Here is a 19,718-nt window from a genome sequence, read left to right on the forward strand (position 1 = left end):
CGGTTCCGTTTTCGCTCTATCGTCGGGGTTCGATAGCTCATTCCGGAGGCAAGATGTCAACCGCCACAGCAGCGCCAGGGCAGCGGCAAAAACAATGGGACACGCGGCGCACCGAGAAGCGCCGCCGCCTGGAGGCCGTGCGCCAGTACGCGAGCGGCCCCGTGCTGCAACAGGGCGACATGGTCGCGGTGCTCGAAGCGCTGCTTGCGCCGGGCGACCGCGTCGTCCTCGAAGGCAATAACCAGAAGCAGGCCGATTTCCTCGCCCGCATGCTGACCCAGGTCAATCCCGATAAGATCCACCATCTGCACCTGATCATGCCCAGCGTCAGCCTGCCCGAGCACCTCGACCTGTTCGAGCGGGGCATCGCCCGCAAGCTCGATTTTTCGTTTGCCGGCACGCAAAGCCTGCGCATCGCCCAGTTCCTGCAGGATGGCTTGCTGGAAGTGGGCGCCATCCATACCTACATCGAGCTGTATGCGCGGCTGTTCGTCGACCTCACGCCCAACGTCGTCATGGTGGCCGGTTACATGGCCGACCGCCAGGGCAATCTGTACACGGGCCCCAGCACCGAGGATACGCCCACGCTGGTGGAATCGGCCGCCTTTCGCGACGGCATCGTTATCGCCCAGGTGAACCAGATCGTCGACGACGTCAGCGACTTGCCGCGCGTCGACGTGCCCGGCTCGTGGATCGATTTCGTCGTGCAGTCCGACAAACCGTTCTTCATCGAACCCTTGTTTACCCGCGACCCGCGCGTGATCAAGCCCGTGCACGTGCTGATGGCCATGATGGCGATCCGCGGCGTGTATGAAAAACACCAGGTGCAGTCGCTCAATCACGGCATCGGCTTCAATACGGCCGCCATCGAACTGATCTTGCCCACGTATGGCGAGCAGCTGGGCTTGAAGGGCAAGATTTGCCGCAACTGGGTGCTCAACCCCCATCCGACCCTGATCCCCGCCATCGAGACGGGCTGGGTCGAGAGCGTGCACTGCTTCGGCGCGGAGCTGGGCATGGAAGGCTATGCGGCCGCGCGGCCCGACGTGTTCTTCACGGGCCGCGACGGCTCCATGCGCTCGAACCGCGCCCTGTGCCAGCTGGCCGGCCAGTACGCGGTCGACCTGTTCATCGGCGCCACCCTGCAGATGGATGGTCTGGGCAATTCGTCGACCGTGACGAATGGCCGCCTGGCCGGCTTCGGCGGCGCGCCCAATATGGGCCACGATCCGCACGGCCGGCGCCACCCGACGCCCGCCTGGCTGGACCTGATCGAGACGGACGACCCGCTCGCGCGCGGCAAGAAGCTGGTGGTGCAGATGGTCGAAACCTTCCAGGACGGCGGCCAGCCGACCATCGTCGAATCGCTCGACGCCGTGGCCGTGGGCCAGGCCAGCGGCATGCCGCTGGCGCCCGTCATGATCTATGGCGACGACGTCACCCACGTGCTGACGGAAGAGGGCATCGCCTACCTGTACAAGGCCCGTTCGCTGGACGAGCGCAAGGCCATGCTGGCGGCCGTGGCCGGCGTGACGCCCATCGGCCTGCGCCACGACCCGAAGACGACGGCCAAACTGCGCGCCGATGGCCTGATCGCGCTGCCCGAGGATATCGGCGTGCAGCGCGGCGCGGCGAACCGCTCGCTGCTGGCCGCGAAAAGCATCGCCGACCTGGTCGAATGGTCCGACGGCCTGTATCAACCGCCCGCCAAATTCAGGAGCTGGTAATGAGCACAATGATGACGACAATGATGATGACAGTGCCGGTGCGGGAACGCGCCGCCGCGCTGGGTCGGCAAGTGCTGCAGGCGCTGCTCGATGAAGTGACCCTGACGCCGAAACCGGGTCTGGTCGATTTGCGCAGCCGTGGCGCCCATGCGGACTTGAACTGGGCCCTGATGTGCCAGTCGGCTTGCGTGCTGGAGCCCGTGTTTCAAGCCATGGCCGACGCCGGCGCGCAGAGTGAAGACGACGACCTGCTGCGCCAGCGCATCGGCGCCATCGGCCGCGATGGCGAGGCGCTGATGCTGGCAGCCACGGGCGGCGTGAACACGCACCGGGGCGCCATCTGGGCGCTGGGCCTGCTGGTGACGGCGGCGGCGCAGCAGGGGGCTAGGGGCGCATCGCTGGCGCCGCACGTCGTGGCGGCGCGGGCCGGCGCACTGGCCCGCTTGCATGACCGCGGCGCGCCTGGTGCCACCGGCAACAAGGGCGAGCTGGCGTGCCGCCAGTATCGGGTCGATGGCGCGCGGGGCCAGGCCCGCGCCGGTTTTCCCCTGGTGACGGGCGCCGGGTTGCCCGCCTTGCACGCCTCGCGGCTGCGCGGCGACAATGAAACGACGGCGCGGCTGAACGCCTTGCTGGCCATTCTCAGCGGCCTGGACGACACCTGCGTGCTGTCGCGCGGCGGCGAGCCTGCCTTGCTGGCGTTGCAGACGGGAGCGGCGCGGGTGCTGGCCGCCGGCGGCGCGGCCACTGCCGCCGGCGCCGAGGCGCTGCTGGCGCTGGAAGCGGTGGCGCTGGCGCGCGGCGTGTCGCCGGGCGGCGCGGCGGACTTGCTGGCGGCCACCCTGTTCCTCGACCGATTGACAGAAGGAGAAGCGCATGGAAACGCGTGACTATACATTCCCGGCCGGGCCACCGGCATCGGGGCGCGCCCTGGCCGGCGTCGTCGGCTCGGGCGACCTGGAAGTGCTGCTGCAGCCGGGCGACGACGGCGTGATCCGCATCGTCGTCAACACCTCCGTCGACGGCAAGGGTGCTGTATGGGATGCGCTGTTGCAGCGCGTGTTCGGCGGCGAGCCGCTGCCGGCGGCGACCATCATCATCAACGACTGCGGCGCCACGCCGGGCGTGGTGCGCATGCGCATCGAGCAAGCCTATGAAGAATTGCAAGCGGGGAGGGCGGCATGAGTACCTTGAAGGAATTGCTGGAGCGCGACAGCTTCATCGAGCGGGGCGCACGCAGCCGGGCCAGGGCCTTGCTGGATGATGGCAGCATGCGCGAACTGCTCGACCCGTTCTACGGCATCGCTTCGCCCTGGCTGCCGAAACAAGGCGTCACGGCGCAGGCGGACGACGGCGTGGTGGTGGCCAAGGGGCTGTTCGACGGCCAGCCGGCCGTGGTGCTGGCCATCGAGGGCGCTTACCAGGGCGGCAGCATGGGCGAGGTGGGCGGCGCGAAGATCGCCGGGGCGCTGGAACTGGCGGCGCGCGATAACCGCAATGGCGTGCCGACGCGGGCCGTGATCCTGTTCGAGACGGGCGGCGTGCGCCTGCAGGAAGCCAACCTGGGCCTCGCTGCCATTGCCGACATCCATGCGGCCATCGTCGACCTGCGCCGCTACCAGCCCGTCATCGGGATTGCCGCCGGCACCGTGGGCTGCTACGGCGGCATGTCGATCGCGGCGGGCCTGTGCAGCTATCTGGTCGTCACGCGCGAGGCGCGGCTGGGTCTCAACGGCCCGGCCGTGATCGAGCAGGAAGCGGGCGTGGACGAATTCGACTCGCGCAACAAGCCCTTCATCTGGAGCCTGACGGGCGGCGAGCAGCGCTTCCACAGCGGCCTGGCCGACGCCTATGTGGAAGACGACACGGCGCAGATGCGCGCCACCGTGGCCGCATTGTTCGCACGCGGCGTGCCGGCGCAGCACCGCAGCGACCAGGCAGACGTCTTCCTGGCCCGCCTGGCGCAAGTGGACGCGGGCCCGCAAGCCACGCCGGAAGCCGTGCGTTTGATCTACAGCAAAGGAGCAGCAGCATGAACGCCATCACCGATACGAGCCGCGGCGCCGTCTGGCTGGCGGCACTCACGAACAACGCTGCGCCGCTGGACGGCTATCCGCCTTCCGTGCGCGTGGTCGACGCGCCGCTGGTGGGGGAGCCGGCGCGCTACCTCGCCGTGCTACCCGACCCGGACAACCGTTTTGCGCGTGCCCGCACGGGAGAAATCGGCCTGGCCGAGGCGTGGCAGCTGGCGCGCGCGGTGCAGCAGGTGGTTGCCGAGGACCGCGCGCTGGCCGTGAAACGGCCCATCGTCGCCGTCATCGACGTGGCCAGCCAGGCCTATGGCAGGCGCGAGGAAGCGTACGGCATCCACCAGGCGCTGGCCGGCGCGGCGGGGGCTTACGCCGAGGCGCGTCTGGCCGGCCATCCCGTGATCGGCCTGATCGTCGGCAAGGCCATGTCGGGCGCGTTCCTCGCGCACGGCTACCAGGCCAACCGCCTGGTCGCGCTCGACGATCCGCAAGTGATGGTGCACGCCATGGGCAAGGCGTCGGCGGCGCGCATCACCCTGCGCACCGTGGCAGCGCTCGAAGCGCTGGCCGCGACCATCGCGCCGATGGCCTACGACATCAGGAACTACGCCAGCCTGGGACTGTTGTGGCAAACCTTGCAGGTGGCGCAGCCCGATGATCCGTCGGCGCAGGATACGGCCGCCGTCGACGCCAGCCTGCAGGCGGCGCTAAGTGATATCCGCACCGATCCGGAACGGGGACTGGCCAGCCGTCTGGGCGCGCCGCACCGCCAGGCGTCGGCAAAAGTAAGGGAGGTGCTGGGGCAGCAGTGGTAGGCGGATGGTGCATCAAAAGAGAAGACATCAAGTCATTCCTATTCCTATAACGGAGACAATCATGATCATTTACGGAACCGCACTGCTGGCCCTGTGCCATTTGCTCGGCATCTTCCTGGGCGACCTGCTCGGGCAGCTGATGGGCGTCAAGACCAACGTGGGCGGCGTGGGCATCGCCATGCTGCTATTGATCTGCGCCCGGCTCTATATGCAGCGCCGCGCGTGGCTGCCGCAGATGACGGAGCGGGGCGTCGAATACTGGGGCGCCATGTATATTCCCGTGGTGGTGGCGATGGCGGCGCAGCAGGACGTGGTGGCGGCCCTGCGCGGCGGGCCGGTTGCCGTGCTGGCCGCCATCGGTTCCGTGCTCGTTTGCGGCGCCGTGATTTCGCTGATTAACCGTTCGGAAAGCCCTGCTGCAATCGCTGCCGCTGAAGCTGACCGCGTGCAAGCCGACTCGATGTTGATGAAGGAGCACCGTCATGCTTGAAATCTTTGAAAAAGCCGCCATCCACAATGGCCTGGTGACGGCATTCGCCTTTGTCGGCCTGATCATGCTGCTGTCGATCGCCCTGTCGAAGTACCTGACCTTCGGCCGCGTGCACGGCTCGGCCATCGCCATCGTGATCGGCCTGGGCCTCGCTTACTGGGGCGGCGTGCATAGCGGCGGCCACAAGGGACTGGCCGATTTGTCGCTGTTCGGCGGCATCGGCCTGATGGGCGGCGCCATGCTGCGCGATTTTGCCATCGTCGCCACGGCCTTCGAAGTGCAGGCGACGGAAGCGCGCAAGGCTGGCCTGATCGGCTTGGTGGCGCTGGTGCTGGGCGTGGTGCTGCCCTTCCTCGTTGGCGCCGGTGTCGCCTATGCCTTTGGCTATTCGGACGCCGTCAGCATGACCACCATCGGCGCCGGCGCCGTCACGTACATCGTCGGCCCCGTCACGGGCGCGGCCATCGGCGCCAGCTCCGACGTCATGGCGCTCAGCATCGCGGCAGGCCTCATCAAGGCTATCCTGGTGATGGTGGGCACGCCCGCCGCGGCGCGCTTTTTGCGCCTGAAAACGCCGCGTTCGGCGATGGTCTTCGGCGGCCTGGCCGGCACCGTCAGCGGCGTGTCGGCCGGACTGGCCGCCACGGACCGCAAGCTGGTGCCGTATGGCGCGCTGGTGGCCACGTTTCACACGGGCCTGGGCTGCTTGCTGGGACCATCGTTGCTGTTCTTTGCCGTCAAGGCGGTGGTGGCCTGATGGAAGCCTGGCGCGCGCATGACTTGCTATGGGTATCCGGCCTGCCGGACGGCGCATCCTTGCCCGCCTGGTGCGATGCAGTGTGGCTGCAGGCGGCTCCGCTGGTGGTGCGGCGCGCCAGTAGCGCGCCCGGGCGCATCCCCGTGGGCTTGCGCGGCCGGCTGCGCAGCGAGCGGCACGGGTTTGAAATAGACGCGGCCGCCGTCGTGCGTAGCGTCACGCCGGAAATGCTGGCGCGGCTGGCGCATACCCCGTCGTCCGGTTTTGACTGTACTGCGCTCGGTGCGCTGCGGCAGGTGGCGCCGCTGCTCGACGCCACGGGCTGGGCCTGGGGGCCAACGGGCGGCGTGGGCTTCGCCCTGGCCAGCGGCTTGCCTGTGCTGCGCGCCGACAGCGACCTCGATCTCGTGCTGCGCATCGCCGCGCCGCCGGACGCCGCGCAGGCCGGCGCCCTGCGTACCATCGCGGCGACTGTCACGGCGTGCCGGCTGGATCTGCAGATCGACACGGGCAGTGGCGGCTTTGCGTATGCCGAGTGGGCGGCGGGCCGGGGCAAGGTCTTGCTGAAAACGGATCACGGTCCCGTGCTGACGGCCACGCCCTGGGAGCTGGCATGAGCGTGTTGTTTACCTTTCCGGGCCAGGGCGCCCAGTATCCGGGCATGCTGCATGCGCTGCCCGACGACTTGGCCGTGGCGGGGGCTTTGGCCGAAGCTGCGGGCGTGCTGGGCCACGATCCTTTGGCGCTGGACACGGCTGCCGCGCTGGCGTCGACGCGGGCCGTGCAACTGTGCTTGCTGATTGCGGGCGTGGCCATGGCGCGTTCCCTGGCGGCGCGCGGCGCGCTGCCCGACATGGTGGCCGGCTTTTCCATCGGCGAGTATGCAGCGGCCGTCGTCGCCGGCGCGCTCGATTATGCGGATGCCTTGCGCCTGGTGGCGTGGCGCGGAGAGCTGATGGAGCAGGCATATCCCAACGGCTACGGCATGGCGGCCATCATCGGGCTTGATCTGGCGCAACTCGAACCCGTGCTGGCCGAGGTGCACGGCGCAGCTACGCCCGTGTATGTCGCCAACCTGAATGCGCCGCGCCAGATCGCCATTGCCGGCAGCGAAGCCGCCTTGCAAGCTGTGATGGCGCTGGCCCTGGCGCACGGCGCCAGCAAGGCCAAGCGCCTGGCCGTCAGCGTGCCGTCGCATTGCCCGTTGATGGAGGCCGCCGCGGGCGACATGGCCGCCGCCTTCGAGGGCGTGGCCCTGCGCCGGCCATCGCTCGTCTATCTGAGCAGCAGCGCGGCGCGCGCGCTGTTCGACCCGGCCCGCATCCGCGACAGCCTGGCGGCCAACATGGCCCAGCGCGTACAGTGGAGCAGTACCGTGCGCCTGGCGTGGGAGCGGGGCGCCCGCCTGGCGCTGGAAATGCCGCCCGGCAGCGTCCTGACGCGGCTGACGGCGCCCGACTTCACGGACGGCGTGGCCATCTGCTGCGAAGGCAACCGGGGCGACAGCCTGCTGGCGCTGGTACAGCGGGAGCGCAACGGCGCCGTGCCTTAAAGCCTGGCGCTCAAGCCAATCTGGAATCCACGGCCCGGCAAGGGCGCGATGTATTTCAGTGGAGAATTGTGCGGCCGGGCATCGTCATCGAGCAGGTTGGTGCCGCTGATGAACACGTCGATGCCTGCAAACGGCGAGTTCGGCACCTGCAGCGCGCGGCTCACCTGGAAGTTCACCATGGTGTAGCCGTCGAGCGGCACTTCCTCGCTGACACTCTTGCCCAGGTACTTTTGCTTGTCATACCGGGTGCCGGACAGCCTGGCCTTCCACCCCATGTTTTCCCACAGCAGATTCGCGCCATAGCGGTTGGTGGGCATGTTGGGCAGATACGCGCCATCGTTGTGCGCGCGCAGCTTGTCGGGGTTGTCCGCCTTGTTCTTGACCAGGTCGGCAAATGCGGACAGGTTCAGTTTTCCGTAGCTGCCAAGCTGTATGACCTGGGAGGCGTCGATCTCGAATCCCTTGACCGTCGTATCGGTCTGCTTCCAATATTTCAAGGGCAGGCGATTGGCCATCTGGGCGCCCGAGTGTCCAAGGTAGAGATAGTTCTCGTACTTCATGACATAGCCCGTTGCCGACATGGCAAAGCCGCGATTGCCGAACAGGGCGGTGAGTTCGGTATTTCGAGCGCGCTCCGCCTTCAAGTCCTGGTTGCCTTCTTCCTGGGTCATGATCGAATAGTGCCGGTTGCTCGCATACAACTCATTGACGTCGGGTGCTCTTTCCGAGGAGGCATAGCGCAGCTTCGCGCCGAACAGCTGGCCAAGCTTGGCCGAGGCGCCCAGGCTGTAGCTGTTCAGGCTGAACGACCTGTCCTCGAGTCGGGAATTGCTCGCATTCCTCGACGTCTTGAATCCGCTCTTGCGGATCTCGTGCTCCACTTTTTCATGGCGCAAGCCCGCGTCGAAGGTGGCCCAGTCGACGTCGAGGCTTTCCTTGACGAACAGCGCGCGGCTGGTCGTGCTCGCATCGGGCAGGTAAAGCTGCGGGCCGCTGCCGGCGATATCCCTGGCTTTATGGCTGAGGCCAAGCAAGCCGCTCAATGGCCCTGCGCGCCGGTGCGCCAGCAGGAGCTCGGCCTGATTGGTGTCGAACTGGTAGTCATTCGCCTTGGCCGCACCGAGGCGTTCTCCCGAGGCATTGCTCAGGTGGGACACGCGTAGTTGCGCGCTTTCAATGTACGCGACGGGGTCGAGCAGATTGGCTTCCAGCGCATATTTATCTTGCTCTATCACCACGCCGACGGGCAGTCCTTCGTCATAGTTCGCGCCGAAAGACTTGTTTTCCATGGAAAAACCCGGCACGCCATACTCGCTATTCTTGGTATCGATGCTGACGGCCACGTAGCCACGGTTGAAAAAGTAGGTGCTGCCGACGGCAAAATGGGAATTGCTGGCATAGCTGTTGCCCAGGGTGCCGTGGTAGTCCGGGGTCACGTCCTTGTTGATCTTGTTCTGGATCGTCGACGGCGTACCGGGCACGTAAGCGGGGTTGGCCGGATTGACGTAGGTCTTGCGCTGCCAGACGGACGTCGGCTGATTGGTATAGAAGGAAAAGTCTCCATCTGCCCAGTCCGGATTTTCCGTCATGAACTGGTCGATAAACGGTTGTGAAGCCTTGTTGTAGATTTGCTGAATGCGCGCTTCCTTCTGGCAACTGTCGGCCAGGAAGGTATTCACGCCGCCCTTCAAGGGAAACAGCTGGCTGTTGCACACGCTGGCCTTGCTGTTGCCGGGAATATCGTAATGCCCGATCTTCTGGAAGGACAGTTGCAGATTCGTCGAGAAGTGCTTGCCATCGTTGAAGTTCATGCGCAAGCCCTGGGCATTGGCATCGTTGAAACCCTTGCGCAGGACAAATTCCAGGTCCTTCTCCTTGCTTTCCATCTTCCTGGAAATGAGGCCGGAATCCACGTCGACGCTGCCGCCAATCGCATTGCCGCCGAAACGCACGGCGTCCGACGATTTGTTGACGGTCGCGCTGCGCGCAAACAGCGGATCGAACGGGATGTTGATGTCGCCGCTGAGCGCATTCATGCCGAGGATGGACTGGCCATCCTCGAGGATCTGCACGCGGCTGCCGCTCAGGCTGCGTATCACCGGCGCGCCCGCATTCGGCCCGAAGGCGCTGCTTTGCACGCCCGAGACATGTTCGAGCATGCCGCCCAAGGTCCGGTTCTGGGCTTGCGTATTCTCGACGAGGACGACGCTGTCGATGCTGGAAGGCCGGTCTGCCCGGACCTTGATGGTTTGCAGGGTGACGTCGTCCGCCGCGTAAGCGAGCGGGGCAGTGGACAGCATGGCAGCTGCGAATACGTGATGGCGCATAGGACTTTCTAAAAAGGCGGAAGGTGGTGCTGGACGCAGGCCCGGCGTGAAGGTGCAAATGCAATTGAGTTGCAATAATAGCTTGCGCCTGACGCTATTGCAAGTAAACTGCATTTGATGGTGTCAGCGGACTGGCGCACGGAACCTGCGCAGCGCAGGCAGCCGGCATGTGCCGGCTACTGGGTTGTAAAGTGGGGAGGTGTGCTGGCCTTGTGCGTTGCGCGTGATCAGGCCGCTGGCAAGGTATGCGGCGCAGACTGCATTGGTCCGCCTGCGCCGTGATGGAGTCGCTGCTTCAGGTGAAGTTTGCTGGCTTTTTCGCCTGCAGCCGGCGCGCGCGCCGTTTCCTCTCCCAGATGACGATGCCCGTCACGGACAGCATGGCCACCATCACGCCCATGAAGGACATCATGATGCGCCCGGGCAAGCCGAGGATGCGGCCTGAATGCAGGGGGAACTGCAGTTGCACGAAGACGTCGGCGGCCGTGCCTTCCCACGGCTTGTGCTGGCCGATGATGCTGCCATCCATGCCGTCGACGTACAGGTTCGACAGGCCCATGCCGGCCGCGCCGAATTCGTCGGCGGGGTCGAAGAAGGAGACGTTGTAGAACGAATAGTTGCCGCCATAATAAATGCCGCCGATGGGCGAGGTGATGCCGCGCTGCGCGGCCTGCTTTTTGGCGATCTCCACCGCCTGCTCGAAACCGATCACGGGCGTGATATACGTGCCGTAGGGCGCCGGCGTCTGGGTTTCGTACGGCCCCGGCGTGGTGGTGGAGACCAGCGACATGACGGGATAAAACACTTCGCGGTACAGGTTCAGCGAGAACGACGTAAACGCGACGACAATAATGATTATCCACACCCACAGGCCGCCCGCGCGGTGCAGATCGAAATTGAGCTTGTAGCCGCCGGCCGCCCAGCGCAGCACCCACGACGGTTTCCACCGCTGCCACCAACTGGCGGCATCGCGGTGGCGCGGCGTTTCGTCTTGCGCGCGCGGGCGCAAGCGGCGCGGCGTGGTCAGGTAGAACGCCACCATGCTGTCGAGCAGCCAGATCAGGGCGACGCTCCCCATCAGCCAGTAGCCCCAGCGGTCCGTGCCCCAGAAGGCGGGCACGTGCAGGCTGTAGTGCAGATGGCGCAAGAACGGCATCAGGCTGCGGCGCGACAGGGAAATGGCCGTCGAATCGCGCGTGCCCGTGATCTGCGCCGTGACGGGGTCGATGTAGACGGTGTTGTAGTCGAGCACGAACGGTTTGTTCGTGGCCGGGTCGGTTAGCGGGCGCACCATGAAGGCGGCCGCATGGCCTTCTTCCAGGCCCAGGGTCATGTAATTGACTTCCACGCGCGGGTCGGCGGCAGCGACTTTTTGCGCCAGCGCAAATGGTTGCTGCAGGGGGCCGCGGCCCGGCGTGTCCATGATGTCGGCGTTGAGCCATTCATCCAGTTCATGGTCCCATGACGTGACGGCGCCCGTGAGGCCGGCAACGATGAGGAAGAGGGCGATGGTAAGACCGGCCCAGCGGTGTATGACAGTCCAGAAAGCGCGCATGCGGTACAAACCTTCAACATAAAACCGGCTTGTTGCCGCCAGCGGGCGCCACCGGGGCGCACAGGGAAAAGCCAGGCACGGGCCTGGTATTTTGATAATGGGAATCGTTCTCATTATCCGCCGTGGCGCAGCGTTTGTCCAGCGCCAATGGTGTTGCCCAATGTTAAATAGCGCATGCTAAGATGCTAGCAAGAAGTTAATTTACATTCCATGTGGAAATATTCAAGGCTGAAGCGGCATGCGCATAGAAGATAGGAACAATGTCCGCATTAGCGAACGCAGCGGTGCACCGCAGGCGGGCGCGGCAGCTACCATGGTGTTCATGCACGGCTTTGGCTGTGATCAAACCATGTGGCGCTACCTGGAGCCGCTGTTTCGTGCGCGCTACCGCACCGTGCTGTTCGACCTGGTCGGCAGCGGCGCTTCGGACCTGGCCGCCTATGATTTCGATACCTATGCGCGGCTCGACGCGCATGGGGCCGATTTGCGCCAGGTCATCCATGTGGTCGGCGGCGGCCCCGTGATTTGCATCGGCCATTCCGTCAGCGCCATGAGCGCCTTGCTGGCGACGATCGCCGAGCCGGATCTGTTCGCCGCGCAAGTCATGCTTGCGCCGTCGCCGTGCTATGTCGACGATGCGGCGGCCGGCTACCGGGGCGGCTTCAGCCGTGCCGATATCGATGACTTGCTCGATGCCATGGAGAGCAATTACCTGGGCTGGTCCGCCGGCATGGCGCCCGCCATCATGGGCGCGCCCGGCCAGCCGGCGCTGGGGCAAGACCTGGTGAACAGTTTTTGCCGCACGGATCCGGCCATCGCCCGGCATTTCGCGCAAACCACTTTTTTGTCCGACCACCGCGCCGTCTTGCCGCACAACAGCACGCCTGCCCTGATCGTGCAATGCAGCGACGACTTCATCGCACCGCTGCCCGTGGGCGAGTACCTGCGCCGGATGCTGCCGCACAGCAGCCTGCAGGTGATCGAGAATGTGGGCCATTGTCCGCACATGAGCGTGCCCGACGCCAGCTACCGCACCATCCGTCATTTTCTCGATGGCCTGCACCTGTAATGCGCGACACGATGCCTTCCCTGCCTGATACCGGTACCCTGTTCCAGCACGCGGCGTGCGGCTTGCTGCTGTGCACGGCCGATGGCACCATCGTGCAGGCGAACGCCACCTTCTGTGGCTGGCTCGGCTATGGCGCCGGGGAATTGCTCGGGAAAAAGACATTACAGGATTTGCTGACCATCGGCGGGCGCGTATTCCACCAGACGCACTGGCTGCCCCTGATGCAGGTGCAGGGCAGCGTGTCGGAAATCTTGCTCGACATGCGCCAGCGCCAGGGGCAATCCATCCCCATGCTGTTCAACGCCGTGCGCCGCGTGCACGAGGGCGTGCGTTATGACGAGATCGCCGTCTTTATCGCCAGCGACCGGCGCAAATACGAACAGCAGCTGCAGCTGGCGCGCAAGGAGGCCGGCGAGCTCAACGAGCAGCTGGCGGCCGCCGACCGGCGCAAGGACGAGTTCCTGGCCACCCTGGCGCATGAGCTGCGCAACCCGCTGGCGCCCATGCGCAATGTGCTGGAAGTGCTGCGCCTGACGCAGCTGGACGACCCGCAACTGTGCTGGGCGCGGGACGTGCTGGGCCGGCAAGTGGGGCACATGACGCACCTGGTCGACGATTTGATGGAAGTGTCGCGCATCACGCAGGGCCGTCTGGAACTGCGCCGCGCCAGCGTGGAACTGGCGCCCGTGGTGGAAGCGGCCCTGCACAGCGTGGCGGAGCTGGCCGCGCAATCCGGCCACAAAGTGCTCGTGGAGCAATGGCCGCAGCCTATCTGGCTCGACGCCGATGCCACGCGCCTGGGGCAGATGATCGCCAACCTGCTGACCAACGCCGTCAAGTACACGCCCGCCAATGGCGTCATCGGGCTGGAGGTGACCTGCACGGCAAACGAAGTACACATTACCGTGCGCGATTCGGGCATCGGCATCGCACCCGGGCACCTGGACAAGGTGTTCGAGCTGTTTTCGCAGCTGGAGCCGGCCCTGGCGCGGGCCCAGGGCGGCCTGGGCATCGGCCTGTCTCTCGTGCGGGGCCTGGCCGAATTGCATGGTGGTAGCATCAGCGCGCACAGCGATGGCGTGGGGCAGGGCAGCACCTTTGTATTGCGCCTGCCGTTGCCGGCCGTGCCTCTGCTGGCGCCGCCCGAGCCCAACCGCCGCTTGCTGGCCGGCACGCGCGAAGGCAAGGTGCTGGTGATCGACGACAGCGCCGACGCGGCCGAAAGCCTGGCGCTGGCGCTCGACATCCTCGGCTATGACGTGCGCACGGCCTACGACGGCACGGCCGGCATGGAGGCGGCGCACAGCTTCATGCCGCAAGTGATATTGCTCGACATCGGCTTGCCGCACATGAATGGCTACGACGTGGCACGGCTGCTGCGTAGTGAACCCTGCGGCAAGGATGCCATCCTCGTGGCCGTCACGGGCTGGGGCCAGGACAAGGATCGCCAGATGGCGTCCGATGCGGGCTTTGATTTGCACCTGACCAAGCCCGTGGATTTTTATGAGCTCGATGCGGTGCTGCAAAAGATGCTGCAGGCGGGGTAAGCGATATATGCAGCATAAACAGCAATTGTTCCAGAGCGTGATACAGGAAAAATGGGATCTGCTTGACTTGTCCGATGACGCCCGCGCGCTACACGATGCCTTGCTCGATTATGAAGGCGATGGCGTGTATGCAGACCTGCTCATTCCTTGGTTGCACGATAATCCGCATGCGTTGGCCTGGCTGCGTTCATTTGCGCAAAGGCAAGGAAACCCTGTTCCGTCGGCGAGCAAAGAGGAGTTGTGGGCACTGCATGCGTTCAGCCGCATATGCCAGGTGCTGGTCTTGCCCCTGCAACAGGAGCGCGGCAATGGGGAAGGCTGGGCCGGACCGCCGCTGTTGCTCGCTGAGTATGAGGCGTTTGTCGAGGCATTGGGGATGACGGTATTGCGGCCAGCACAATTTTCGCCTTTTTATCATGAGATAGTGGAACTCAAGCCTGCTGAGTCTGCGCGTGCGCCTGCTGCGATCATGGCGTGGCGATGGCCGTGCGTCATGCTTGGCAACATGCTGTTTTCGCGTGGCGGCGTGGATGTCTGCGCTGGCAAGACAGTCTTCAAGCCAGGTATCGCCGATGCATCGACGCTGTACTGGGCTGACCGACGCAAGGGGCGACCTGTCAACGACCTGTCGCATGGGTGGGGTGGCAATTCGCAATGGCGCACGTCTTTCCGCCGCGACTATATCTTGGACGACACGCGATTTTACAATGTCGACGGCAAGCACGTTCTGACGGCAAAAACGGCAGATGCAGGGAGCTCCTCGGAGTTGACCTTGGGGGAAAGAGTTGAGCTGCTGACGCAGCGATGCTTGGTCAGCAGCACGAAAGCGCATGATGATCTGTGGCCCTATGACGACTGTTGGCGCGAATCTGCGGACAACGATGGCCTGCCGGGGAGATGGTCGCGCTGGCTGTCATTCGTGCGCGATAGTGGTATTCGCGCAAAAAAGGCTTGAGACATGGGGGGGCGGGATGCAATTGAAATATGCTCGGTGTGACCGTTACCGGTAATAGATGGAAAGACATGGAACAACTGACAGAGCTTGAAATCGCTGTATTCCAGCTGCGCATGGGATTTGGCCATGCCGACAGGTGCGTGGACTGGGCCGTGGAGCGCTTGCGCCTGGACCAGGAGGGTGACGACCTGAATATCGTGCTGCTGGCCAGCGCCCGTGGCCGCGACGAGGTGCTGCCGCTGGCCGAGGCCATCATCGGACGCTACCGTGGCGACGCGCGCGTGGAGGAGGAATTCCTCGCTGGCAAATACATCGTCGAACTGCGCGCCGCCTATCTGGCGGGCCAGGAAAGCGTGTCGTCGCTCGATGCCATATTTACCCGCCTGTACCCGGCGCTCGATTATCCCGACTGGCTGGTCATGCTGAGCCGCAATTGCGAATACGCGATCGACGTGGCCGATTTCGAGCAGCCGTTCGAGGAAGAATTTCACTATATCGCCAGCCTGTGGTCGCAGGCGGAGAACATGGCCGCGTTCGAGCGCGAATACAGCCGCGCGACATCCAACCAACATGATGCGGCAAGCGTTTGATTGTGCCAAATGGCTGCAATATGAAAAAAATCGATATTTTTGTCTGTTCCGATGCCGAGATGCGCGCATGTGCCAGCTGGCAAGATGCCTTTGACTCCTTTTCCGTTACGGGCATTGTCTTGCCCGGCGAACTGGATTTTGCGTCGCTGGGGCAATTGCTGACCCACTCGGCAGCGCCTGTCATCAGGCCCGTGTCTATCCCGGGGCGTGAGCTTTACGTGTTTGCGCAGGCCATGGGACAGGCTCTCGAGCGGCTGGCGGCCGACGACTTGGCCGATATCGCGGTGGCATGGGCGCAGACGGCGCCATGGAGCGGGCTGGATGTCAATCCCTTCGATCTGGCCGGATTTCTGATGGAGTTGCAATCGACCTGGCACCAATCCGCCACGCCGGACAAGGCGTTGTTTGCGTGGATCGACGCCTAAGGTCGGCATGCGCGTGGCGGGTGGTCGCTATCGTATAATTTGCGCAATTCTTTTCGCTGGGAATAATGTGCAAAACAGGACTATCGGTTTACTTGGCGGCATCGGCTGGGCCTCGACCCTGGAATACTACCGGCTCATCAATGAAATGCTGGTGGCGCGCATCGGGCCCGCGCACAGCGCGCGCATCATGCTGGTCAGCATGGACCAGGCCGATTTCGTTGCGCACGCGGCGCAGCCCGATTCGCATGCCATCGAACAATTTCTGATCGGCGAAGGGCTGCGTCTGCAAGGCATGGGCGCGGATTTCTTCCTGCTGTGCGCGAACGGTGCGCACCGCTTCGCGCCGGCCGTCGTGCCGCGGATCGGCTTGCCTTTTATCAGCATCGTCGAGGAAACTGCGAAGCGGGTGCAGCAGTCGGGTGTGCGCAAGGTCGGCTTGCTGGGCGTTAAGCAGACCATGACGGGCCGCTTTTATCACGATGCGCTGGAGCAGTTGGGCATCACGACCGTGACGCCCGATGAGGCCGACCAGGAAATCTTGCATGACATTATCTACACGCAACTGGTGCAGAATATTGTTACCGACGCCAGCCGGAACATTTTCCTTGAGATCATCGAGAAACTGCGGCTGCAAGGCGTGCAGGGCGTGATTCTGGGCTGTACGGAGATCCCATTGCTGGTCAAGCCCGGCGATGTCGATTTGCCGCTATTTAATACCACGGCGATTCATTGCGAGGCGGCGGTGGCGTTTGCCACCGAAGAATAGATGCTCGCATATGAGCGGCGCCCGCAAGGGGGGGGCCGCTCATTCACCATCAAGCCGGCTGCGCGCCGCTCACATTGCGGCTGCGGTTTTCCACCAGCACGGAAATGCCGAGCACGACGATGCCGCCGCAGGCCAGCATGGCGCCCACCCAGCCCGTCGAGCGCAAGCCCATGCCCATGGCGATCGCGATGCCGCCGGCCCAGGCGCCCAGCGCGTTGGCGATGTTGAAGGCGGAATGGTTGAGGGCGGCGGCCACGGTTTGCGCGTCGCCGGCCACGTCCATCAAGCGCGTCTGCACGGCCGGGGCGACGGCGATGCCGGCGCCGATGGCGAACAGGTTGATCGCCGTCAGCCAGACATTGCTGCTGGTATAGGTAAAGGCGGCCAGGGCGGCCACGTTCCACAGCAGCACGCCGAAGATGGTCCACAGGCGCGAGCGGTCGGCCAGCCAGCCGCCGATCAGATTACCCACGGTCATGCCGATACCGATAATGGCCAGCAAGATGGAAATGACCAGGGGCGACACTTTCGTCACTTCCAGCAGGGTTGGCGTAATAAACGTGTAGACGGCGAACATGCCGCCGAAGCCGATCGCCACCATCAGCAGGGTCAGCCACACTTGCAGGCGGCGGAAGACGCCCAGTTCGCGGCGCGGGCTCGAATCGCCGGCAGCGACCATGGGCACGAAGATGCGCACCATCAGCATGGTCAGCAAGCCCAGCGCGGCGACCAGCAAAAAGGCCGAGCGCCAGCCCAGTGTCTGGCCGATATACGTGGCCAGCGGCACGCCAAAGATATTCGCCACGGTCAAGCCCATCAGGACGCGGGCCACGGCCTGGCCACGCCGGTCCGGTTCGGCCAGGGCGGCCGCCACCAGCGCCGCCACGCCAAAGTAGGCGCCGTGCGGGATGCCGGCCACGAAGCGGGCGACGACCAGCAAGCCATAGTTAGGGGCGATAGCGCTGAGCAAGTTGCCGCCAGCGAACATCAGCATCAGACAGATCAGCATCAAACGGCGCGGCATGCGCGCCAGGAAGATCGTGATCAGAGGCGCGCCGATGACCACGCCCAGCGCGTAGGCGCTGATCATGTGGCTCATCTGCGGCAAGGTCGTGCCCAGGTCGTCGGCCACCACGGGCAGGATGCTCATGGAGGCGAATTCGCCCGTGCCGATGGCGAGGCCGCCGATGGCCAGGGCCAGGTCGGCATAGCCAGCGCCAAAAGGCGCGGTGACGCGCGGAATCAGGGGATCTACGGAGGCGTGCATGTTCTTGTTAGTTGGGTAAAGAATGACAGGGCGGAGGGGCGCGCAGTGGCCCAGCCGGAGGTGGCAATGCGCCACCAGAATCGACGGATGGCCGGTATTTTCGGGCTAGAAGAGCTGCCCAAAGACAACATTGTAAGAGATTCGGGCAAGCTCTGCAGGGCGCCGGCTAAAATCTGCTGCACTGCACACAACAGCGTTTGCTCTTGTTGTTAACGATAACACGGAATCTGCGCGATTCCGCCACAGGGAGAGCGAAGAAAAGCTGGCTGTGGCGGAAATGGTCTTCCTTGCGTATTACTTCGCTAACGATTGCTGCAGCGCTTCCAGTCCCGCCACATAAATGCCGTGGAACAGGTCCGTCACTTCCTGCTCGCTCACGCCCACCGGCGTGAAGCGGCCCGACCAGGTGACCTGCGCGCCATCGCTGCCGGCAAGTGGTTCCACTTTCAGGGTGGACAGGTAATCGGCGGCGGGAAACGGCGCCTGCAGGATGGAATAGCTGTAGCTGCGCGCTGCATTGTCGTACGCTTCCAGCTGCTCGACGATGACGTCGCCGGCCGGGTTGGCCAGATGGCGGATGCGGCCCCCGTCGCTTAATGTGCTGCTGGGAATATAGGGCAGCCAGTCGGGCAGCGAATTGAAGCCCCCGATCAGTTGCCACACTTGTGCCGGCGTGGCGGCGATGTCGATCGAAGTAGTGGTATGTGCCATGATGAATTCCTTGTCTATATCAGAGAGTGTCGCCGGGCAGGGGGGCGAAGGCCGATACCAGTTGCTCGGCGCGCATGTCTTGCCAGAATGCGGCGGGGATGACGCTGTTCAAGGCTGCCAGGTCTTCGGCCAGGCGTTCCGGACGGCTGGCGCCGGGGATCACGGCGGCCACGGCCGGATTGGCCAGGGAAAATTGCAGGGCGGCAGCCTTGACGCTGACGCCGTGGCGTGCCGCAATCACCTTGATGCGTTCTACTTTGGCAATGATTTCGGGCGAAGCCTTCTGGTATTCGAAGTGCGCGCCACCGGCCAGGATGCCTGAACTGTATGGGCCGCCCACGACGATGTCGACGTTCTGTTTTGCTGCGGCCGGCATCAGGCGCTGCAGCGCCCGTTCATGGTCGAGCAGGGTGTAGCGGCCGGCCAGCAGGAAGGCGTCCGGCTGGGCTTCGGCCAGGTCCAGGGTCAGTTCCAGCGGTTCCACCTTGTTCACGCCCACGCCCCAGGCCTTGATGACGCCTTCTTCGCGCAAGCGGGTCAGCACGCGAAAGGCACCCGTGCGGGCAATCTCGAATTGCGCCAGCCAGTTGTCGCCATGAAAATCCTGGGCGATGTCGTGGACCCAGACGATATCGAGGTGGTCCGTATCCAGGCGTTTCAAACTGTCTTCGATCGAACGCAGGGTGGCGTCGGCCGAGTAGTCATCGACGATCTTGTTCTTGCGGCCAAATTCGAACAAGCCGCCTTTTTCGCCCAGTTCGCGGGCAGTGGGGTCTTCCAGTTCATCGAGGATCAGGCGGCCGACCTTGGTGCTGAGCACGTAATCGTCGCGGCGGCGCTGCTTCAGGGCGGCGCCCAGGCGCAGTTCGGCCAGGCCGGCGCCGTAGAACGGGGCCGTGTCGAAGTAGCGGATGCCCGATTCCCACGCCGCGTCGACGGTTGCCAGCGCTTCCTGTTCCGGAATGTTGCGGAACATATTGCCCAGCGGCGCCGTGCCGAAACCCAGTTTGCCTGTCAGTAAGTGTTTGATTGTCATGATGTTTTCCTTCAATGTGTGGATCAGTGAAGACAGAATAGCTGGACAAGTTAAGCCTGTCCAAGACATAATTGGCGCAACTTGAGTCCTGAAAGGTCT

Annotated in this window: 20 protein-coding genes; 15 read left to right on the forward strand and 5 right to left on the reverse strand. The window is 64.4% G+C overall.

The genetic code is table 11. The annotated features are described in order from the left end of the window. Positions 1-53 precede the first annotated feature (53 nt). From mdcA to mdcH, 9 genes are all read left to right on the forward strand, one after another. A complete protein-coding gene (mdcA, locus tag CSQ92_RS05800; protein ID WP_035818452.1) occupies positions 54-1,727 on the forward strand; it encodes a malonate decarboxylase subunit alpha in 1,674 nt (557 codons plus the stop codon). Then, complete coding sequence (locus CSQ92_RS05805) at positions 1,727-2,617, forward strand: triphosphoribosyl-dephospho-CoA synthase (protein WP_373606015.1); 891 nt, start codon at positions 1,727-1,729, stop codon at positions 2,615-2,617. Before mdcA ends, CSQ92_RS05805 begins: the two co-directional genes overlap by 1 nt. Further along, on the forward strand, positions 2,604-2,912 hold the full coding sequence (locus CSQ92_RS05810; protein ID WP_099393506.1) for a malonate decarboxylase subunit delta: 309 nt from the start codon (positions 2,604-2,606) through the stop codon (positions 2,910-2,912). The genes CSQ92_RS05805 and CSQ92_RS05810 overlap by 14 nt, the downstream gene beginning before the upstream one ends. After that, positions 2,909-3,763, forward strand: coding sequence for a biotin-independent malonate decarboxylase subunit beta (locus CSQ92_RS05815; RefSeq protein WP_099393507.1), 855 nt, complete (start codon positions 2,909-2,911; stop codon positions 3,761-3,763). Before CSQ92_RS05810 ends, CSQ92_RS05815 begins: the two co-directional genes overlap by 4 nt. Next, positions 3,760-4,572, forward strand: coding sequence for a biotin-independent malonate decarboxylase subunit gamma (gene mdcE / locus CSQ92_RS05820; protein WP_099393508.1), 813 nt, complete (start codon positions 3,760-3,762; stop codon positions 4,570-4,572). The genes CSQ92_RS05815 and mdcE overlap by 4 nt, the downstream gene beginning before the upstream one ends. Positions 4,573-4,633: 61 nt before the next feature. Beyond that, on the forward strand, positions 4,634-5,062 hold the full coding sequence (gene madL, locus CSQ92_RS05825) for a malonate transporter subunit MadL (protein WP_070288196.1): 429 nt from the start codon (positions 4,634-4,636) through the stop codon (positions 5,060-5,062). Next, the gene (gene madM, locus CSQ92_RS05830; protein ID WP_034781494.1) at positions 5,055-5,819 is read left to right on the forward strand and encodes a malonate transporter subunit MadM; all 765 of its coding nucleotides are present in this window, start codon (positions 5,055-5,057) and stop codon (positions 5,817-5,819) included. The genes madL and madM overlap by 8 nt, the downstream gene beginning before the upstream one ends. Further along, on the forward strand, positions 5,819-6,436 hold the full coding sequence (locus CSQ92_RS05835) for a malonate decarboxylase holo-ACP synthase (RefSeq protein WP_099393509.1): 618 nt from the start codon (positions 5,819-5,821) through the stop codon (positions 6,434-6,436). Before madM ends, CSQ92_RS05835 begins: the two co-directional genes overlap by 1 nt. Beyond that, positions 6,433-7,371: a malonate decarboxylase subunit epsilon gene (gene mdcH, locus CSQ92_RS05840; RefSeq protein ID WP_099393510.1), complete on the forward strand. Its 939-nt coding sequence runs from the start codon at positions 6,433-6,435 to the stop codon at positions 7,369-7,371. The genes CSQ92_RS05835 and mdcH overlap by 4 nt, the downstream gene beginning before the upstream one ends. Here mdcH and CSQ92_RS05845 read toward each other — a convergent pair. Next, a complete protein-coding gene (locus CSQ92_RS05845) occupies positions 7,368-9,671 on the reverse strand; it encodes a TonB-dependent receptor (RefSeq protein ID WP_257219134.1) in 2,304 nt (767 codons plus the stop codon). The genes mdcH and CSQ92_RS05845 overlap by 4 nt on opposite strands. 322 nt (positions 9,672-9,993) lie before the next feature. Then, a complete protein-coding gene (locus tag CSQ92_RS05850) occupies positions 9,994-11,253 on the reverse strand; it encodes a PepSY-associated TM helix domain-containing protein (protein ID WP_099394594.1) in 1,260 nt (419 codons plus the stop codon). A 238-nt stretch (positions 11,254-11,491) separates the two neighbouring features. On the opposite strand from CSQ92_RS05850, the gene CSQ92_RS05855 reads away from it, so the two are divergent. From CSQ92_RS05855 to CSQ92_RS05880, 6 genes are all read left to right on the forward strand, one after another. Continuing rightward, positions 11,492-12,322, forward strand: a complete 831-nt coding sequence (locus CSQ92_RS05855; protein ID WP_099393512.1) for an alpha/beta fold hydrolase — start codon at positions 11,492-11,494, stop codon at positions 12,320-12,322. Between the two features lie 11 nt (positions 12,323-12,333). Continuing rightward, positions 12,334-13,869, forward strand: coding sequence for a hybrid sensor histidine kinase/response regulator (locus tag CSQ92_RS05860; RefSeq protein ID WP_099394595.1), 1,536 nt, complete (start codon positions 12,334-12,336; stop codon positions 13,867-13,869). Between the two features lie 7 nt (positions 13,870-13,876). Then, a complete protein-coding gene (locus CSQ92_RS05865) occupies positions 13,877-14,824 on the forward strand; it encodes a hypothetical protein (RefSeq protein ID WP_099393513.1) in 948 nt (315 codons plus the stop codon). A gap of 68 nt (positions 14,825-14,892) precedes the next feature. After that, a complete protein-coding gene (locus tag CSQ92_RS05870; RefSeq protein WP_099393514.1) occupies positions 14,893-15,414 on the forward strand; it encodes a hypothetical protein in 522 nt (173 codons plus the stop codon). 20 nt (positions 15,415-15,434) lie between these two features. Continuing rightward, complete coding sequence (locus CSQ92_RS05875; RefSeq protein WP_143450288.1) at positions 15,435-15,839, forward strand: hypothetical protein; 405 nt, start codon at positions 15,435-15,437, stop codon at positions 15,837-15,839. A gap of 67 nt (positions 15,840-15,906) precedes the next feature. Beyond that, on the forward strand, positions 15,907-16,605 hold the full coding sequence (locus CSQ92_RS05880) for an aspartate/glutamate racemase family protein (RefSeq protein ID WP_180276947.1): 699 nt from the start codon (positions 15,907-15,909) through the stop codon (positions 16,603-16,605). A 49-nt stretch (positions 16,606-16,654) separates the two neighbouring features. Here CSQ92_RS05880 and CSQ92_RS05885 read toward each other — a convergent pair whose 3' ends face one another. The 3 genes from CSQ92_RS05885 to CSQ92_RS05895 form a co-directional block, all read right to left on the reverse strand. Next, on the reverse strand, positions 16,655-17,872 hold the full coding sequence (locus CSQ92_RS05885) for an MFS transporter (protein WP_083299622.1): 1,218 nt from the start codon (positions 17,870-17,872) through the stop codon (positions 16,655-16,657). A 294-nt stretch (positions 17,873-18,166) separates the two neighbouring features. Then, on the reverse strand, positions 18,167-18,583 hold the full coding sequence (locus CSQ92_RS05890) for an SRPBCC family protein (protein WP_099393517.1): 417 nt from the start codon (positions 18,581-18,583) through the stop codon (positions 18,167-18,169). Between the two features lie 19 nt (positions 18,584-18,602). Continuing rightward, the gene (locus CSQ92_RS05895) at positions 18,603-19,619 is read right to left on the reverse strand and encodes an aldo/keto reductase (protein ID WP_180276948.1); all 1,017 of its coding nucleotides are present in this window, start codon (positions 19,617-19,619) and stop codon (positions 18,603-18,605) included. Between the last annotated feature and the right edge of the window lie 99 nt (positions 19,620-19,718).

The organism is Janthinobacterium sp. BJB446, assembly GCF_002735655.1.
Lineage (GTDB): Bacteria > Pseudomonadota > Gammaproteobacteria > Burkholderiales > Burkholderiaceae_D > Janthinobacterium > Janthinobacterium lividum.

What these genes read in the sequence shown, in the direction of transcription:
- CSQ92_RS05845 (WP_257219134.1), bottom strand. Translation starts at nt 9,671, where the DNA reads ATGCTGTCCACTGCCCCGCTCGCTTACGCGGCGGACGACGTCACCCTG.
- CSQ92_RS05865 (WP_099393513.1), top strand. Translation starts at nt 13,877, where the DNA reads ATGCAGCATAAACAGCAATTGTTCCAGAGCGTGATACAGGAAAAATGG.
- CSQ92_RS05870 (WP_099393514.1), top strand. Translation starts at nt 14,893, where the DNA reads ATGGAACAACTGACAGAGCTTGAAATCGCTGTATTCCAGCTGCGCATG.
- CSQ92_RS05885 (WP_083299622.1), bottom strand. Translation starts at nt 17,872, where the DNA reads ATGCACGCCTCCGTAGATCCCCTGATTCCGCGCGTCACCGCGCCTTTT.
- mdcH (WP_099393510.1), top strand. Translation starts at nt 6,433, where the DNA reads ATGAGCGTGTTGTTTACCTTTCCGGGCCAGGGCGCCCAGTATCCGGGC.
- CSQ92_RS05875 (WP_143450288.1), top strand. Translation starts at nt 15,435, where the DNA reads ATGAAAAAAATCGATATTTTTGTCTGTTCCGATGCCGAGATGCGCGCA.
- madM (WP_034781494.1), top strand. Translation starts at nt 5,055, where the DNA reads ATGCTTGAAATCTTTGAAAAAGCCGCCATCCACAATGGCCTGGTGACG.
- CSQ92_RS05850 (WP_099394594.1), bottom strand. Translation starts at nt 11,253, where the DNA reads ATGCGCGCTTTCTGGACTGTCATACACCGCTGGGCCGGTCTTACCATC.
- mdcA (WP_035818452.1), top strand. Translation starts at nt 54, where the DNA reads ATGTCAACCGCCACAGCAGCGCCAGGGCAGCGGCAAAAACAATGGGAC.
- CSQ92_RS05815 (WP_099393507.1), top strand. Translation starts at nt 2,909, where the DNA reads ATGAGTACCTTGAAGGAATTGCTGGAGCGCGACAGCTTCATCGAGCGG.
- CSQ92_RS05805 (WP_373606015.1), top strand. Translation starts at nt 1,727, where the DNA reads ATGAGCACAATGATGACGACAATGATGATGACAGTGCCGGTGCGGGAA.
- mdcE (WP_099393508.1), top strand. Translation starts at nt 3,760, where the DNA reads ATGAACGCCATCACCGATACGAGCCGCGGCGCCGTCTGGCTGGCGGCA.
- CSQ92_RS05810 (WP_099393506.1), top strand. Translation starts at nt 2,604, where the DNA reads ATGGAAACGCGTGACTATACATTCCCGGCCGGGCCACCGGCATCGGGG.
- CSQ92_RS05895 (WP_180276948.1), bottom strand. Translation starts at nt 19,619, where the DNA reads ATGACAATCAAACACTTACTGACAGGCAAACTGGGTTTCGGCACGGCG.
- CSQ92_RS05890 (WP_099393517.1), bottom strand. Translation starts at nt 18,583, where the DNA reads ATGGCACATACCACTACTTCGATCGACATCGCCGCCACGCCGGCACAA.
- CSQ92_RS05860 (WP_099394595.1), top strand. Translation starts at nt 12,334, where the DNA reads ATGCCTTCCCTGCCTGATACCGGTACCCTGTTCCAGCACGCGGCGTGC.
- madL (WP_070288196.1), top strand. Translation starts at nt 4,634, where the DNA reads ATGATCATTTACGGAACCGCACTGCTGGCCCTGTGCCATTTGCTCGGC.
- CSQ92_RS05855 (WP_099393512.1), top strand. Translation starts at nt 11,492, where the DNA reads ATGCGCATAGAAGATAGGAACAATGTCCGCATTAGCGAACGCAGCGGT.
- CSQ92_RS05835 (WP_099393509.1), top strand. Translation starts at nt 5,819, where the DNA reads ATGGAAGCCTGGCGCGCGCATGACTTGCTATGGGTATCCGGCCTGCCG.